The organism is Sphingobacterium zeae (assembly GCF_030818895.1).
GTDB lineage: Bacteria > Bacteroidota > Bacteroidia > Sphingobacteriales > Sphingobacteriaceae > Sphingobacterium > Sphingobacterium zeae.
This window is the reverse complement of the sequence record NZ_JAUTBA010000001.1, coordinates 3364109-3380521: the sequence shown is the minus strand read 5'-3', so window position 1 is coordinate 3380521 and position 16413 is coordinate 3364109. Positions and strand designations below refer to the sequence as shown.

General features: G+C 40.0%; 20 protein-coding genes and 1 tRNA gene. 10 read left to right on the top strand and 11 right to left on the bottom strand.

The window, feature by feature from the left end:
- Positions 1-6 precede the first annotated feature (6 nt).
- On the top strand, positions 7-1029 hold the full coding sequence (ruvB, locus tag QE382_RS14250) for a Holliday junction branch migration DNA helicase RuvB (protein WP_209580257.1): 1023 nt from the start codon (positions 7-9) through the stop codon (positions 1027-1029).
- Positions 1030-1049: 20 nt separating this feature from the next.
- Here the strand turns inward: ruvB and QE382_RS14245 are convergent, their stop codons facing one another.
- From QE382_RS14245 to QE382_RS14225, 5 genes are all read right to left on the bottom strand, one after another.
- The gene (locus tag QE382_RS14245) at positions 1050-1592 is read right to left on the bottom strand and encodes a HEAT-like fold family protein (protein WP_307186488.1); all 543 of its coding nucleotides are present in this window, start codon (positions 1590-1592) and stop codon (positions 1050-1052) included.
- A gap of 7 nt (positions 1593-1599) precedes the next feature.
- On the bottom strand, positions 1600-2508 hold the full coding sequence (locus QE382_RS14240) for an alpha/beta hydrolase family protein (protein WP_307186487.1): 909 nt from the start codon (positions 2506-2508) through the stop codon (positions 1600-1602).
- The gene (locus QE382_RS14235; protein WP_307186486.1) at positions 2426-3481 is read right to left on the bottom strand and encodes a DPP IV N-terminal domain-containing protein; all 1056 of its coding nucleotides are present in this window, start codon (positions 3479-3481) and stop codon (positions 2426-2428) included. Before QE382_RS14235 ends, QE382_RS14240 begins: the two co-directional genes overlap by 83 nt.
- Positions 3459-4088 carry a hypothetical protein gene (locus tag QE382_RS14230; RefSeq protein ID WP_307186485.1) on the bottom strand — a complete coding sequence of 210 codons (630 nt, stop codon included), beginning with the start codon at positions 4086-4088 and terminating at the stop codon, positions 3459-3461. Before QE382_RS14230 ends, QE382_RS14235 begins: the two co-directional genes overlap by 23 nt.
- A 91-nt stretch (positions 4089-4179) precedes the next feature.
- A complete protein-coding gene (locus tag QE382_RS14225) occupies positions 4180-5604 on the bottom strand; it encodes an ATP-dependent DNA helicase (RefSeq protein ID WP_307186484.1) in 1425 nt (474 codons plus the stop codon).
- An 85-nt stretch (positions 5605-5689) separates the two neighbouring features.
- Here QE382_RS14225 and QE382_RS14220 point away from each other — a divergent pair, with 85 nt between their 5' ends.
- The 3 genes from QE382_RS14220 to coaD are packed head-to-tail and all read left to right on the top strand — an operon-like array spanning position 5690 to position 7492.
- A complete protein-coding gene (locus QE382_RS14220) occupies positions 5690-6487 on the top strand; it encodes a DUF3822 family protein (protein ID WP_307186483.1) in 798 nt (265 codons plus the stop codon).
- Complete coding sequence (gene rsmD, locus QE382_RS14215; RefSeq protein WP_307186482.1) at positions 6478-7017, top strand: 16S rRNA (guanine(966)-N(2))-methyltransferase RsmD; 540 nt, start codon at positions 6478-6480, stop codon at positions 7015-7017. Before QE382_RS14220 ends, rsmD begins: the two co-directional genes overlap by 10 nt.
- Before the next feature lies 1 nt (position 7018).
- On the top strand, positions 7019-7492 hold the full coding sequence (gene coaD / locus QE382_RS14210) for a pantetheine-phosphate adenylyltransferase (RefSeq protein ID WP_307186481.1): 474 nt from the start codon (positions 7019-7021) through the stop codon (positions 7490-7492).
- A 243-nt stretch (positions 7493-7735) separates the two neighbouring features.
- On the opposite strand, the gene QE382_RS14205 is transcribed toward coaD, so the two are convergent.
- Positions 7736-8686: an aldo/keto reductase gene (locus tag QE382_RS14205; RefSeq protein ID WP_307186480.1), complete on the bottom strand. Its 951-nt coding sequence runs from the start codon at positions 8684-8686 to the stop codon at positions 7736-7738.
- A 182-nt stretch (positions 8687-8868) separates the two neighbouring features.
- On the opposite strand from QE382_RS14205, the gene QE382_RS14200 reads away from it, so the two are divergent.
- Positions 8869-8948: transfer RNA gene (locus QE382_RS14200), tRNA-Leu, on the top strand.
- A 40-nt stretch (positions 8949-8988) separates the two neighbouring features.
- On the opposite strand, the gene QE382_RS14195 is transcribed toward QE382_RS14200, so the two are convergent.
- The 3 genes from QE382_RS14195 to QE382_RS14185 all read right to left on the bottom strand — a co-directional run bounded on the left by QE382_RS14195 (position 8989) and on the right by QE382_RS14185 (position 10537).
- Positions 8989-9210: an SDR family oxidoreductase gene (locus tag QE382_RS14195; RefSeq protein WP_307186479.1), complete on the bottom strand. Its 222-nt coding sequence runs from the start codon at positions 9208-9210 to the stop codon at positions 8989-8991.
- 5 nt (positions 9211-9215) lie between these two features.
- Complete coding sequence (locus QE382_RS14190; protein WP_307186478.1) at positions 9216-9614, bottom strand: hypothetical protein; 399 nt, start codon at positions 9612-9614, stop codon at positions 9216-9218.
- 194 nt (positions 9615-9808) lie between these two features.
- Entirely contained in the window at positions 9809-10537 is a 729-nt protein-coding gene (locus QE382_RS14185) for a DUF3267 domain-containing protein (protein ID WP_307186477.1), read from the bottom strand.
- 184 nt (positions 10538-10721) lie between these two features.
- On the opposite strand from QE382_RS14185, the gene QE382_RS14180 reads away from it, so the two are divergent.
- Entirely contained in the window at positions 10722-11621 is a 900-nt protein-coding gene (locus QE382_RS14180) for an SDR family oxidoreductase (RefSeq protein WP_307186476.1), read from the top strand.
- Positions 11622-11671: 50 nt separating this feature from the next.
- A complete protein-coding gene (locus QE382_RS14175; RefSeq protein ID WP_307186475.1) occupies positions 11672-12604 on the top strand; it encodes a helix-turn-helix domain-containing protein in 933 nt (310 codons plus the stop codon).
- On the opposite strand, the gene QE382_RS14170 is transcribed toward QE382_RS14175, so the two are convergent.
- The gene (locus QE382_RS14170; protein WP_307186474.1) at positions 12601-13215 is read right to left on the bottom strand and encodes a hypothetical protein; all 615 of its coding nucleotides are present in this window, start codon (positions 13213-13215) and stop codon (positions 12601-12603) included. The two genes, QE382_RS14175 and QE382_RS14170, sit on opposite strands and share 4 nt — an antisense overlap.
- A gap of 402 nt (positions 13216-13617) precedes the next feature.
- Here QE382_RS14170 and QE382_RS14165 point away from each other — a divergent pair, with 402 nt between their 5' ends.
- The 3 genes from QE382_RS14165 to QE382_RS14155 all read left to right on the top strand — a co-directional run bounded on the left by QE382_RS14165 (position 13618) and on the right by QE382_RS14155 (position 15438).
- Complete coding sequence (locus QE382_RS14165) at positions 13618-14031, top strand: MarR family winged helix-turn-helix transcriptional regulator (RefSeq protein WP_209579637.1); 414 nt, start codon at positions 13618-13620, stop codon at positions 14029-14031.
- A gap of 80 nt (positions 14032-14111) precedes the next feature.
- The gene (locus QE382_RS14160; RefSeq protein ID WP_307186473.1) at positions 14112-14537 is read left to right on the top strand and encodes a hypothetical protein; all 426 of its coding nucleotides are present in this window, start codon (positions 14112-14114) and stop codon (positions 14535-14537) included.
- Between the two features lie 7 nt (positions 14538-14544).
- Complete coding sequence (locus QE382_RS14155; protein WP_307186472.1) at positions 14545-15438, top strand: alpha/beta fold hydrolase; 894 nt, start codon at positions 14545-14547, stop codon at positions 15436-15438.
- A gap of 49 nt (positions 15439-15487) precedes the next feature.
- Here QE382_RS14155 and QE382_RS14150 read toward each other — a convergent pair whose 3' ends face one another.
- Positions 15488-16294, bottom strand: a complete 807-nt coding sequence (locus tag QE382_RS14150) for a class I SAM-dependent methyltransferase (protein WP_307186471.1) — start codon at positions 16292-16294, stop codon at positions 15488-15490.
- Positions 16295-16413 lie beyond the last annotated feature (119 nt).

Here is a 16413-nt window from a genome sequence, read left to right as displayed (position 1 = left end):
GCCACCATGAATGAGAATTTAGATCCAAATGCAGAACGTCTCAGCAATACCGACCGTGATATTGAACGGGCATTGCGGCCTCAGGCTTTTGAAGATTTTACGGGACAGGCTAAAATATTAGAAAACCTCAATATTTTTGTGAAAGCGGCCAGGCTGAGAGGCGAGGCGCTGGATCACGTTTTGCTGCATGGCCCCCCGGGCTTAGGAAAAACGACTTTGTCGCATATTATTGCGAATGAGATGGGGGTTGGTATCAAAATTACTTCAGGACCTGTATTGGACAAACCCGGTGATCTAGCGGGGTTATTGACAAATCTGGAAGAAGGAGATGTCTTGTTTATCGATGAGATCCACCGTTTAAGCCCTTTGGTGGAGGAATATCTCTATTCGGCAATGGAAGATTTCAAAATTGACATCATGCTGGAGACAGGGCCCAACGCACGGTCTGTACAGATTTCGCTGAATCCGTTTACTTTGATTGGTGCCACCACGCGCTCGGGTCTGTTGACGGCCCCCCTGCGCGCACGCTTTGGAATTAATTCACGTTTACAATATTATGATGCAAAACTGCTGACTACTATCGTGCTGCGCTCGGCTCATATCTTAAACACACCGATATCTGAGGAAGGGGCCTACGAGATTGCGCGGAGGAGCAGGGGGACACCCCGGATAGCCAATGCTTTACTGCGCCGTACACGGGATTTTGCACAGATAAAGGGTAACGGAAGCATCGATAAAGAAATAGCGAAATATGCTTTGCACGCGCTTAATGTGGATGAGAATGGTTTAGACGAGATGGACAATAAAATCTTAACAACCATTATTGACAAATTCAAGGGTGGACCTGTCGGACTAAAAACTGTAGCGACAGCTGTTGGGGAGGATGAAGGTACGATTGAGGAAGTCTATGAACCCTTTCTGATTCAAGAAGGATACATCATGCGGACCTCGCGGGGTCGCGAATGTACAGAAGCTGCTTATAAGCATTTGGGCCGTGTCAATCACTCGAAAGGAAATACATTGTTTTAAGCACGAATGAAAAGTATATTTTAGTTTTTTTGCTGCATAATTTTATTGGTCCGGCTCATTAAAGCCGGACTAGGTTTTGTTCGTTGAAAATAGCTTATCTGCGCCTGTAACTCCTCCTGTATCCAAGGATGCTTTTTCCGTAGGTTATTTAAAATGTCCAGGCAGTTGACCAGTACAGCGACAGGACACGGAGGGTCGATCATCCATTGGAAGGAGTACTCGATGATTTCTTCTTCTGCCTCATTCCCAAGTGAATATTCTTTATTCTTATTCGACGTCAAAAATAGCAGAACCTTCGTGTAACTTCTAAGGCAGCTCCAATACTTTTGTTTTTTTAAATTATTCAGGAATTGTGGAAGAACCGGTTTTAGCAGTGCCGTATTTTTTAAAACGATGGTTTCAAAAACCCATGCGGCGCGAAAGGCTATCTTTTTATCTTTCTCTAAGGAGATTTTCAACAGATCGGCCAGGGTTATCCCTTGAAGAATATCCAAAGAAAAATCCGTTACCTCGAAAGATCTCAAGGTAACGGATAAAAATGCCAATTTTTCATCGTAGGTCATGCAACCGTTATTTTTGTGGTTTTTCTCGATTTATTTCGGTCATGTCAACCTCGTTCATTTTGGAATCGCCCAACAGATACTGGCTAAAGTAATCGCCCATTTTCCAAAAGAAATATTCTGTCATATCGCCAAAACCATGTCTTTGTCCGGGTAACAGCAGGAAATCAAATCTTTTGTTTGCTTTAATGAGTGCATCGACCATTCGAATGGAGTTAGCCGGGTGTACATTGTTGTCAATATCTCCGGTAGCGATAAGTAGTCTGCCTTTTAGGTTTTTTGCGAGCTCTGTATTTTTATTGATCTGGTACGAGAATGTGGTATCGCCCTTTGCGGATACTTTTTCTGTGACGCCATGATGACGCTCACTCCACCAGCGGTTGTAGATCTGATTTTCATGGTTTCCAGCACCAGACACCGCAACTTTAAAGAAGTCAGGATAGACAAGCATCGCTGCCGTAGACATAAATCCACCGCCGGAGTGGCCAGTTATACCCACACGGTTAATGTCGATGTATTTATAACGGTCAGCAAGCTGTTCTGCCGCTACTTTTTTATCTTCCAAACCATAGTCGCGTAGATTACCGTAACCGTAGGTGTGGTACCACTGCGAACGTGAAGGATGTCCACCACGGTTACCAACGGTGATGACGATAAAGCCAAACTGTGCTAGCCTGTCGATTCTGTCCATGCTTCTTCCAAAGGATTTATTGACCGCTTCGGTCTGAGGCCCAGGGTAAACATATTCGACAATGGGGTACGTTCTGGTACTGTCAAAGTCAAATGGCTTATACATCACCCCATAGAGATCCGTGGTTCCATCCCCAGCTTTCACTTTAAAAGGTTCCGGAAATTTGTAACCTGCAGCAAAAAGTAACGACAGATCGGCCTTTTCCAATGTCATTACTTTTTGGTCCATTGCTATTGTATAAGACAGATTCGGGCGTTGTGTTTACCCTGGAGGAATTATTGACAAAATACTTTGAAGATTCACTCATTTCCACCTGGTGATCAAAATTCCCCGGGTTTAAAAGTTTCATGCCAGCGCCATTTGTATTTATACTGTATTGATGTAAATAATAAGGGTCTTCGTTTTTCTCACGGCCCGATGCGGTAAAAAATAGTGTTCCTGAAGCAGGGTCTAAACCGGTAATTTCCTCCGTATGAAAGGCACCTTTTGTAATTTGATTGATCAATTTTCCATTCGTGTCGTAAAGGTAGTAGTGGCCCCAGCCATCTCTTTCTGACCAGTGGACTAATTGCTTTTTATTTTCAATCAACAATGGTTTTTGAACATCCAGATATACATTGGAACGCTCCTGGATAATGGTGTTTACCGTACCATTTATATTGACTTTTAGGAGGTCAATCCGTTTGAGGTCGCGGCTAGAACGTGAAATGTAAAACTCTTCATTAGTGCCTAACCAGTAGTTGATAAAGTAATCTTCCTTATACGAATTTTTATCCGGAGTTTTTGTCCAGGTTGAGAGGGTCTGATTTTTAAACGCGGAAACATTGATGCGGCGTGGAGTTTTTGCATTTGCATCAAAGATATAGAGTTCAGTCTCTGTCGAATCGACCTCACCTGGCATTTGGTATTTATACGATTCAAGTGTTGGGCGGGATGAGCCAACATTATTGATTACCCACAAAGGTTTTAATGAACGGTTGTCCTTTCTGCTCAAGGTAAAATAACGACCATCTGGCGACCAGCTGATCCATACCCGCTTACGTTTAGGTTCATTGTCTTTATCTTTTTCTTCACCTGTAGTAGTGCTGTATTCATCGCCGCCCCAAGCATAATATTGTACACCGTCTTTTGTAATCTGGTGTTCTACAATTGTGCTGTCCTTTTCATTTTTTACCGCTTTAAGGTAATTGGATCTGTCCATCCAATACAAATTGTAGTCTTTTTGCAAAGTAAACTGTATTGGTATCGGGGGAGAAGCTCGCCCAACCCAACGGTGGTTTTACTTTTGTCGAATCACTGATTTCTAAGACAGACTTTGTTGCCAGATCGTATTCCAGATAAAAGAGTTTCTTCTTGGTCGTATCGGACTTATTCTTGAGTTTTTGTATTTCATCTTTGGATTTCACGGTATCTTGCGTACTCTGAACCTGAAATCTTAATTTCTTTTCATCTTTGGTAAATCGAAGCCCTTGTAATTCCAAATGTTGCGCATCTACAGGGTTTTTAACGATTTTAGTAATTTGAGCGGCGATGTCGTCATTATTGAAAAGGAGTTCTTTCTTTTTCAGGGCAGGGTTAACAATGTACCAGTTTTTTCCCTGCGGGCTTGCATAATCATACCAAAATCGATCAGAAAAATTGATCCAGTTTGGTTTGATACTCGTTGAAAAAATCATTTTCTTTAATTTTTCAGGGGAAAATTTTGCCGCCAACTGATAGTTGGCTTTTATAGGTGCCTCTTTCGCCTGTTGAGCAGTGCCAATATAGGGTAATAAGCTGGCTGCTAAGATAAAGTAGAACTTATGCATTAAATAATGATATAGATAATCGTGTAATAATGGTTTTTGCTGTAAAAATATCTATAATTAGGTTCTTTTGCGAATGATTTGTGTAATAATCCTATGATGGATAGAAGTTTTCATTGAAATTAACGAGAAATAGCTCCTTTGTTGCCCGTGTCACTCCGGTATACAGCCATCTTAAAAATTCAAGATCCAACATCTCATCGTTTATATACCCCTGGTCGACAAAGACAATTGGCCACTGGCCCCCTTGCGCTTTATGGCAGGTAATTGCAAATGCAAATTTAATCTGAAGCGCATTATAATAGGGATCCTTTTTGATCGCTTCTAGGCGGTCTTTTTTATCCATAATGTCGGCATAATCCAAGGCAATCTCTTCGTAGAGTGTCTTCTGGGTCTCATAAGGCAGATTGGGACTGTCCGTATAGAGGCTGTCTAGGATCACGCGGCAGGTGATCGGTTCTATTTCGTCAATATCAACAAATTCAAGTGTGACATCTGCAAATCGAAAACCATGCTGATCGTGGATGTTACTTACTTTTCGTACTTTGGCCATATCGCCATTGGCAATAAACCCATCGCCCATGTTGTTTTCCTGCAGCCAGAAGTAGTTGTTTTTCACCACCATAATATAATCTCCGCCGGTCAGTTCTTCGTCCCGAAACAAAATCCTGTTCCTTATGTTTTGGTTGTACAAATTTGCTGAGCGATTTGAACGGCAGATAATCATTGTATTTTCGAGTCCATATTTGTCATAGGCATAGTTTATCCCCTCTATTAACCGTTCACCTGTCATTCTGTAAAGGTCTTTGAATCCTTTAGTTATGAATTTTGGAAAAGGAAAGTTATCTTGATCTTCTTCTGCAGATGTTATCTCTTCGCGTATTTTTGTCGCATTATACAGTATACCGGAATCTCTGGACTGCCGGACAACGGAGGTCAGCTCAAACGGATAAACGCAGAGATGAAATTCACTTTCAAGATAACTTGGGTTTAATGCGGGGCTGTCCAGGAGTCCTACAGGTGGTAACTGGGCGGTATCTCCGACAAACAGTAGGGTACAGTTCTTCCCGGATTGCACATAGCGGATCAGGTCATCCAAAAGACTTCCTGAAAATGCATTGACAGGAGCATTGGATATCATTGACGCTTCATCGATAATAAATAGCGTATCTTCATAAAGGTTCTCCGCTAAAGTGAAATCCAGCTGAAATGAAACAGCAGATTTTTTTCGATAGATTTTCTTATGGATGGTGAGTGCTTTGCGACCCGAATAATAGGTAATCACTTTTGCAGCCCTGCCCGTTGGAGCCAGCAGGACAGCTTTTTTGCGTAATGCTGGCAATACTTTGACCAGCGTCGAAATTAACGTTGTCTTTCCCGTACCAGCATACCCTTTCAGGACAAAGCAGGATTGCTTGTCAAAAGCGAGTAGAAATTCTTCCAGTAATCCGAAGGCCTCCAACTGCTGATCGGTGGCCTGCCATGGAAATTGCTGTATTAACAGATTTTTGATGAACACCCTCAAAGTTATTTAAAAGGTTTGTCTTATCCTCTAGAAAAAGCTATTTTTGCGTTAAGAAGTTTTAATCTTTACAATTCAGCGAATGAATTATATTTCAAAACAATTTAATATCCATTATTTACCGGAGTACAATCTTTTGGTCAAGGCCGGCTTTCAGAAAGATGTGTTGGCGGTGGTTGATAAAAAATCAGTCGCCCCCATTGTAATCGAGTATCCGTCAGAAGAGCCGATTTTGGATGCGACACGCATTATGAGCCTTCCGTTTCGATTTGTCCGCGTTGTGATACCCCATCAGACTTTTACGTTTATTCCAAAAGAATTTTTTCTAAGCGATAATATTAGCGATTATCTACAATTTTTAGGTACATCCGATCTTGAAAACACATTTAGCTATTCTTTAGATAATCTTAATTTAGTTGCTGTATATCAGTTTGATGGATTGTTATTAAATAGATGGAAGAGGTTGTTTCCTGATGCTGTGATACTTCCCGAGTTCGCTGTTGTGCTTGACCGCGCACAGGAGCGCGTTTCGATTAGAGGCAGCGTCTTAGGAATTCATTTTGTGGCTGAAAATACGGTTGACTTTTATCTGTTTAAAAACGGAGTTTTTCAGCTCTATAATAGTTTTGAAATTCATACGCTGGATGATATTAGCTATTATGTGCTTAATATCTTAACGCAATTCAACCTTGGCGATTCCATTAATAAAGTGCTTCTTTCAGGGGAAATCCCAAATGAATCTTATTATAAACGTATCTCAACGTATACTGCTGATATCGAAATATTGGATTTGAAAACAAAAGTTGTATTGGCAGATAGGGAGGTGGAATCAAATCTGACTCCGTATAATGTATTATTTGATTCTATACTATGCGAATAATCGGAGGTCGTTTAGGTGGCTTAAGGCTCAATCCACCAACAAATTTACCTGTGCGACCAACCACGGATATCGCCAAAGAAGCACTGTTTAATATTTTACAGAACAAGCTGGATTTTGATGGTTTAGAGTGTCTGGATCTTTTCGCAGGAACAGGGAATATTAGTTTTGAGCTCGCATCGCGGGATGTAGGGCATGTCGATGCGATAGACCTTCATTTCAAATGCGTGCAATACATCATTGATACAGCGGAGAAGATGAAATTGGAGCAGATTAAAGCTAGGAAATCCGATGTGTTTAAATTCATTGCTAGCTGTAAGCATACTTATGATTTTATTTTTGCCGATCCACCTTATGATATTCCTAAATTGCCACAATTGCCAAAACTAATTTTTGACCAACAATTACTGCGTGAAGGTGGGCTCCTTGTTGTTGAGCATCCGTCAACAAGGCAGATGGAAGATCATCCAAATTTTATAGAAACTAGAAAATACGGGTATTCATCATTTTCTTTTTACGCTAAGACTAACTAATATGAAAATTGCTGTTTTTCCGGGATCATTTGACCCTTTTACTTTAGCTCATCAAGATCTTGTTGAAAGAGCAATGCCGCTATTTGATAAAATTATTATTGCGGTAGGTTATAACGCCAATAAAAAAGGAATGTTAGATCACGACGAACGGGTAGATTCAATTAGTCGTGTTTTTAACAACGTAAGTGGGGTTGAGGTGCATAAATATAAAGGCTTAACCGTGGAGTTCTGTAGGCAGGTTGAAGCCCGTTTTATATTACGTGGGCTCCGGAATACCAGTGATTTCGAATTTGAAAATGCCATTGCTCAAAATAATCTGCTGCTCAATAATGAGGTGGAAAGTTATTTCTTGATGAGTAGATCCGGAACAGCTCATATTTCTTCGTCCATTGTTAGGGATGTCTGGTTTAATGGAGGCGATATCAGTGCAATGGTGCCCGTTGCCGTCCTGTCGCTGTTGAATGCAAAAAAATAAATAATCAAAATCAATAAAGCCCGATTGAATCAAAAAGTGCAGCAAAATATTATTTTGCTGCACTTTTTTTGTTCTTGGTAGACAGGGTTTTATGTGTTTTATGTGAATAATATGTTCTACTATTTAAATCAGTCTGATTGTCCGCTATGCTTTTAGGCCAAATATTATTTGGTAATGCGATTGTTTAATGTTTAATGTATTTGTTTTCAAGTCATTAACCTGATTTACCTGTATTTTAGTTTACTAAGAGCTTGCTTTGTCCAATAGGTAACACTCTTCAGGTGTAAGTTTGATTTCGACAGCTCTGCTGAGTTCTTCGAGCTGCTTGATACTGGTTGCACTTACAATAGGCGCTGTAACCGAAGGTCTATGTAAAATCCAGGCTAATGCAATGGTTGACATGCTTGCTTGTTGGCTATGGGCTATTTCAGCCAGGGCATCTAGAATACGTAGACCGCGGGCATTAAACCTGTTTTTTAATGCATCGTAGCGCTTTACCTCTTTTATATCATCCAAAGAGCGGTATTTACCCGAGAGGAAGCCACTGGCGAGCGAATAGTAGCTGATTACACCCAGGTGATTGTCAATGGCCAATTGTTCGTACTGTTCTTCATATTTCACTCGGTCGTAAAGGTTGTATTCCGGTTGGATAGCAATATAAGCGGGCAAATTGTGCTCTTCAGCAATCCGGAGCGATTCCTCAATACGTTCCGGACTGAGATTTGATGCACCGATCCATTTTATTTTTCCAGTCTGGATCAGGTGATGGTAAGCCTCCAGTGTTTCATCGATTTGTGTTGTCAGATCATCGTGATGCGATTGATAAAGATCAATTGTATCTACATTCAGGCGCAAGAGCGAATCTTCCACAGATTTAATGATATATTCTTTTTTCAGATTAGGTTTGCTATTATCTATTCGGCGTCCACCGACTTTTGTAGCAATCTGAATTTTATCACGCGTATCTCTTTTGTTGATCCATTTGCCAATGATTGTTTCTGATTCAGATCCGCTGTTCCCCGGCACCCAATGCGAGTAATTATTAGATGTATCGATCAGGCTGAATCCCATATCGACAAAGGCATCCAAAAGAGCGAAGGATTGCTTCTCATCTATGGTCCACCCAAATACATTTCCACCAAAGACAAGCGGTTTGAATTCAATTTCACTATTTCCGAGTTTTACTTTTTCCATGATCATTTGATTGTTTCCTAATTAAAATTAGGTAAAAAAGGCCGTTTTAAATCTATTGATAGGGCAGTTAAAAGTTTTTTTTAAATTTTCTTATTCATTATCAGTGGGTTTTAAAAATGATTGGTAGGGTAATTTGGAATAATAAAAACTTTGCTTACTTTTGCATCATCCCAAACGGATATGCCCGGATGGCGGAATTGGTAGACGCGCTGGTCTCAAACACCAGTGGGAAACCGTGCCGGTTCGACTCCGGCTCCGGGTACAAAAATCCTCTTTGCATTCAGTAAAGAGGATTTTATGTTTTAATTGACTTCGCCGCCATTAAAGTATGTAAAATCGGTTTTCGTAAGTCCGGGATAAACGGCATTTACTTTAATATTTGTATCACAAAGTTCATATGCTAGCTGGATTGTGTACCTTTTTAGAGCCGCTTTTGATATTTCGTAAACTCCGTATTTAGCATAGTTGTAGGCAGGCCAATCAGGATTACTTAGTAATGAAAGAGAGCCGACGCTGGTACTCAAGTTGACTATTCTTGGCTCTGAGGATTTTTTGAGTAGATATGATTGGCAATCTTATATTCAGAAATTATTTTAATTGTATTTTTTCCTGCAGATTTAAACTCAAAGAAATAGGCAAAAAACATTTCTTCTTTTTTAGTCTTATACGTTCCATTACAAGCACCAAACTTACCGTGACTTAATACTTCATCTAAGGTCAATTCAAGCGCTTCCACATTTTTATTCAGATACTTTCTTAATTCTTCTTTGTTTGAAATTGTTTTATGACCAATTATTCTAAATTCAAACTCATCTTCAATCCCATTAGCAATAGTTTCAAATTCGTTTTTATACAGAGCTATTATAAAATCTTTGATTAATCTCCTTTTAGGTGCATTATCGCAATCTGTAGGTACATTCAGTTTCATATAAATATTTTCACTTTACATTAAAACTACAAAATATCTCACCATAAGTGAAACTATAACACCGTATTTAGCACCGGTAAGCCAAATCCTACCGCTATGCGAGATTATAAAGTATAGCAATATGCACCGGATGTAGGTTCATTACTCGCATATCGCATCTAATATCTCCATACAATCTTCCGTGCTGGACAACTCTATTGTCGGTTCAGGCCCTCTTTGGGATAAATCAGGCAGCCAATTTTGGAGGGATGGTCCTGTACTAAGTTTGCCCTACCTTGCTTGTTGAGCACAAGTATAATCATTAAATCTCCACCTGCTGCCATCGTAAAAAACAGTCCGAATGCCAGCCACAATATATTGCCTAAAAACAGGGCGACTACCGAAGGTAATATGCCTAGGATTATACCGGGAGCGGCCGCACCGATCTGATAATCTCTCACCTTCAGCGGTTCTTTGCAATGACAGTAAGGCGTGATGGATTTCCATAAGATGCCGAAGCGAATGGACCGGAATCCCGAGGCGGCATATCTAGCCCAAATGATGCCATGAATAAGCTCATGTACAATCACCCCCGCGATAATAATGAGTATCAGCGAGGCAATCCCAGCTGTACCTGACGGAAAAGCGGCTTTATAATTCGCAATAGAAAGCTTTTGCGGCCATAGAGCGTAAAAGGCAAAACCAAAGATCAGCGCAAATGGCAAGAAGTAGGCAAATGACCTAAGCTGCGCCTGAACGGCATTAATCGTTAGCTCCTGAGCATTTCCAAGACTTGGATTGGATTCTTTCATACTTAAAAATAGAAAAAAAAGTGGAAAGTCCTTACTTTCTAAATTCTTAAAGCGAACAACATTCAATAGCAAAAGATCTGTACTGATATGATAATATCGAGGAAATCTACAAATGACTACAGAATATTTCAATTATAGAGTATACAGTTCAGCAACCGATCAAAACAAAACATTTTCGAGAAAAATTTTACAGATTAAAAGGCTGAGAGGACGAAATATTTATACAAACAATATCGTTATGGCTACAACATAACTACTTTCGGCTACATTTATAAGTTTGTCAAATCTGAACTTTGGTTTATAAATAATTTAGGATATGAAAGTATTTGTTACAGGCGCTACAGGTTTCGTAGGAACAGCTGTAGTACAGGAATTATTAAAAGCTGGTCACAAAGTTCTAGGTTTGGCAAGATCAGAAGAATCTGCTAAAAAATTAATTAACGCAGGAGCAGAGCCCCATGTTGGTGACCTGATGGATTTTGAAAGCTTAAAGTTAGGAGCCAAACTCTCCGATGCTGTGATCCATTTAGGATTTGTTCACGATTTTAATCGTTTTCCCGAAATGTGCATTTTAGATAGTAAAGTGATCGAAGCTATCGGAGATGCGCTGGTTGGAACTGATAAACCCTTTCTGATTACTTCTGGAACTGCGCTGTTTTCAAAAGATGGAATAACAACGGAGAATGACAGAGCGATGAACCATCCGCATCCAAGGATTGCTACTGAAAATGCAGCGGATGATCAGGTTGCGAAAGGCGTAAATGTTTCGGTGATCAGATTATCTCCCTCAGTGCACGGTGAGGCGGATGAAATAGGTTTTGTTCCATTATTTATAAAAATAGCAAAAGAAAAAGGCGTCTCAGCCATCATTTGCGAAGGAAAGAACCACTGGCCAGCTGTGCACCGCCTAGATGCAGCAAAGCTTTACCGCCTAGCCCTTGAAAAACCATTTGAAAAAGGAACTAGATATCATGCTGTAGCGGAAGAAGGAATTCAGCTTAAGACAATCGCTGCTGAAATTGCCGAGCGTCTCAACATCCCACTCATTTCACTGAATGCCGAAGAAGCTGAACAGCATTTTTCCTGGTTTACGCATTTTGCAAAACTGGACAATCAAAGTTCAAGTACGCTAACAAGGGAAATGCTGGACTGGACCCCGGTCCATCCGACTTTACTGGAAGATTTAAAAGGCTCATATTATTTTTCTGGGCTTTAAATATTTGTACTTTTGTTCCGATCCACATATACTAAAAATGCTGTAATGCCATGTCCGATAATAAACCGATAAGACTAAAGACCATTTCCGAATTTCATAAGCTTCGAGGATTGCCGGCACCAAAGCATCCACTTATCAGCGTGATAAATTTTGAAGATATGACCGACAATACGAGGATTGGAAAACAAAGCTTGCTTTTCGACTTTTATCTAATTTCTGTTAAACGGGATATGGATCACAAGTATAGATATGGGCAGCAAGATTATGATTTTGACGAGGGAGTGATGTTCTGCATGGCACCGCATCAGGTGCTTAGTGTAGTACGTGAAGAGCAAGGGAAAAATCCTTCCGGATGGATGCTGATGATCCATCCGGATTTTCTCTATGATTCGCCACTGGCGACATCGATCAAAAGATATGAGTTTTTCGATTATGCTGTGCATGAAGCGCTTTTCCTTTCAGAAGACGAGGAACTGAAGATGCAGCAGATCATCGAAAATATCAAACAAGAATATCAAGGCAATATTGACCGGTTTAGCCAAAATATTATTATCTCTCAATTGGAAACCTTATTTAATTACTCCCACCGTTTTTATCAGCGTCAGTTCATCACCCGCAAGAAAGCAAGCCACCAGTTTTTGGAAAAGCTTGAGATTTTTCTCGATAAGTATTTTGAAGACAGAAACATCATGCAGAGTGGATTACCAACGGTACAGCTGCTTTCCGAGCAGCTCAATATGTCGTCACAGTATATGCGAAGCCTACTCAAATCCTTGACTGGGCACACGCCCCAGCAGATCATTCATGAGAAAGTGATTGAAAAGGCTAAAGAAAAGCTTTCCACAACTGAACTAACCATCAGTGAGATCGGCTATAAACTGGGCTTTGAACATTCACAATCATTTAATAAGCTATTTAAGGCCAAGACCAATATGACTCCGTTGGGGTTCAGAAAGTCCTTTAAAAGCATTAATTCTATTTAATGTGATTTTTTCCAGAAAACAAAATTGGAGTAAAGCGTAGTGGCTACTAAAATAAATAGTGCGATGACATAAATGGTTTTAGATAGCATATCGTTTTTCGAACCAACAAAGCAAATAATGAGTAGGCTGCTTATATAAATTATACCCGCATTAACCCAAATTCTTGATACCTTTGGAGAATACATTTTTTTTGGTGAATCATAATCCGAATTCAATTCTGAGATTCTATTTTTATCCCAATAAAGGAGAATTAAACCCGCAAGCATCATCAAACTAGTGATTATCCAAGTACCCTTAAAGTGCATTGAAATTGTAATCATCCAGATATTGGCTGTTATGGCCAAAAAGAGAAATGTTCCAATTAATGCGAATCGCTGCGTCATAAGAAGGATTGCAGTAATTATCTGCATGACACCTAGAAAGTTATAATAGATACCGGAAAGATAAAGTACTTCAAAAAACTGCCCTATGGTACTGGTTGTAGGTAATTGAGTAAATCTTTCACCAACTACTTTTGTAAATCCGGAAGGGACGAATGCCAATGCGACAAGGTATCTGATATGAATAATCGTCCATTGGATAAATTTATTTTGTTGTAATTTATAAAACATATTATTTAACAGATATTAGGTTAGGCCGATTAATTTGTCCTTTCCTTGTGCTTACGTCTATATTTGATGATTGCAGCGTGACTTTTTATTTAGCGCAAATTTATCCTAATTCAGCAAATATTGCCAATGGTTATAATTAACCAAAAAATATCCCACTAGTGAACCCTTTCCTTTGGTTAAAACATACACTAGAAAACATTATGTCCATAAACCAAAAAACCTAAAGGATCTTTAACGGTAGAATTTCAAAAAATCAGCTGGCCTGTAGTACATAGGGCTGATACAATAAATCAACTGACCTCCCCGGAAAATAGGTCATGTCTAAAGTAGAGGTAGAAATGTTGGAATATTATTTTATATTTGCATGATACTTGACTAATCAAGTGTTATGCAAATTAAAATATGGAACTCAATATTATATTAAACCTACTGAAAGTTCAGTCTCTCATCACAAAGAAATTTGATGGCCTAAGCCTTCATGGAATTAGCCTTACAGATTTTATGATCCTGCATATCCTAAGCAGTGTTCCCGGCAATCGCTTAAAGAGAATTGATCTGGCAGAAGGCATTGGTTTAACGGCATCCGGCATTACCCGGATTATTTCTCCTATGGAAAAGATGGGGCTTGTTGTAAAAGAAGCAAACGAAAGAGACGCCAGAGTCAGCTATGTGAAACTCACCAGTGCCGGCGAGCGTGTGTTTAAGGAAGCAAAGGTTACTGCGACTCAAACTTCTAAAAATATGTTAGCTGGAATATCCAAGAATGAGTTAAAAGTTTTCGCTTCTCATTTGAAAGGGTTAGGAGGAGACCTCTAATATTAAATATAAAAAACATGTCCAAAAAGCCGGAAACGATATGAAAGAAAAGCTGAGTAGAACGATTGATATATACTGATATGCTAAACAAAACCTATACTTACCCCACGTATGAAGCCGGAAGGCATTTGGCGTTAAAGAAGATTCAGGGTTCCATTGTGAACCTGAACCTGATCCGGTTAAAAGAGTTCGCAGATTATTCCGATTTTCCCGATATAGCTCCGGAAACAACGATTTCCGGTTATGAAGCTTTTATGAGTTACATACAACTCGCCAAACCATTTGTGGAGCAGGCTGGAGGAGAGATACTTTTGGTAGGAAAGGGAGGCCGATTTCTTATCGGCCCGGAAAATGAGCAGTGGGATATCTGTATGCTGATCAAGCAAAAAAGCGTATCAGATTTTTTCGCTTTCGAGCAGAACCCAGATTATATGAAGATTACAGGGCATCGTTCGGCTTCTATATTGGATTCCAGACTTTTGCCCTTAGAAATGCTATCATTTTAAACAATAGATGGGTTATATTGAACTAAGAAATGCCGCTATATATTATCAGTTATACGGTGCTGAAAACAAGGATACTATTGTATTGGTTAGCGGTCTGAATACGCAGATGACCCGCTGGGAAGCAACATTCGTTAAGATGCTTGCCGACGAAGGGTTCCTGGTTATCTGTTTTGATAACAGGGACTGCGGAAAAAGTACGTTTACAATAGATCGCCATAGCGATACGTTCAATTTTTCGCTGAACAGTTTTTTACAGGACCCCGAAAAATATCCTCCTGCTTATTCTTTACATGATATGGCAGATGACATCAGGGATCTGCTGCAATCGCTGAATATTAAAAAGGCGCACATTGTCGGCCGATCCATGGGAGGGATCATTGCGCAGTTATTTTCATCACGGTATCCGGCAATGACTCAGACACTAACGTTATTGATATCTTCAAGCTTTAATCCGGCTCTTCCGAAACCTGATGATGCACTGGTAAGAAAAATGACCCGCTCATCTGTAAATTTTGAAGATAATCTGGAAGCATACCTGAAAGAAAGAATAGACTTTATGAAAGCTATTTACGGCAGCAGATATATTCTCAATGAAGAAAAAGAACGGACATTAATTATTGAAGATCAAGTCCGGCAATCTTATGCAGTCAGGCCTTATCGTCAGATCATTGCCCTCATCAGTTATGTATTTAATCCAGGTCTTCTCACAGGTATTCAGGTACCTGCACTGGTTATACACGGGGACGAAGATCCATTGTTCAGTATTGAACATGCGATTGATTTAAAAAACAATATACCCGGCTGTCAGCTTATCATCAAAAAAGGTATGGGGCACGCGATACCGGAAGCACTGTTTCCATCATTGGTGCAGGATATTTCAAATTTTATAGTTGTATCATAATGTGCCGGATCATGATTAGATAATTAATAAAGACTAAAAATCAGTGTTGTCATATATCGGTTTTTGTTGCTGACAACGCGTAAACCATCGGGATTTTATCTTCCAGATGAGCAATTCTGAACTTACCGGGCTCAGACTCTACCGAAAGATCAAAGTTATTATATGGTGAATAGTCAAACTCTTCAAAATAGGTTATGCCGAGGCCGTTTTGTATCAGGCTGCTGATTACCTCGCCCAAGCTGTGGTTCCAACCAATTGTTTCTACTTCAATTTGCGCCGCTTTATCTGCGTAGGTTCCTTTTTCCGTTTCTATAATGGCACCGGAATTAAAATACTTGTATTCGATTTTTTCAAACCGGGAATCATACATCCACACCACAGGATGAAACTCCACAAAAATAAATCTACCGCCGGGTTTCAGGAACTTTGAAATCACCTTCGCCCACCGATCCAGGTCGGGAAGCCAGCCGATGGTCCCATAGCTCGTAAAAACAATGTCAAACTGACGATCCAGATGATTGGGAAGGTCGTAGACGTCGCTGCAGATAAAAGATGCAGTGGAGTGGGCCTGCTTTGCCAGTTCGCGGGCCTTCGCAATCGCCACATCCGATAGATCAACACCCACTACCTCAGCTCCAAGACGGCTTAATGATATGCTGTCCTGCCCGAAATGACATTGTAAATGCAGGACAGAGGTATTGGAAAGATCTCCCAGTATATTCAGTTCGATATCCTTTAGCGAATTTTTGCCCTTTAAGAAACCGTCCACATCATAAAAATCGGATTTGATATGGGTTTCTGTGCGGTCATTCCATGATGTCCGGTTGATTTCTACGTAATTATCCTCGATATTCATGATTTATTCTGATGGGTTAAATTCTTAAATTACTAAAATAGGTTATTTTTTTTTATCACGGAGAAGCATGTGGATGATGGGGTTTATTCCCGTAGCCCTTTCCACGCTTTCCGTCACGG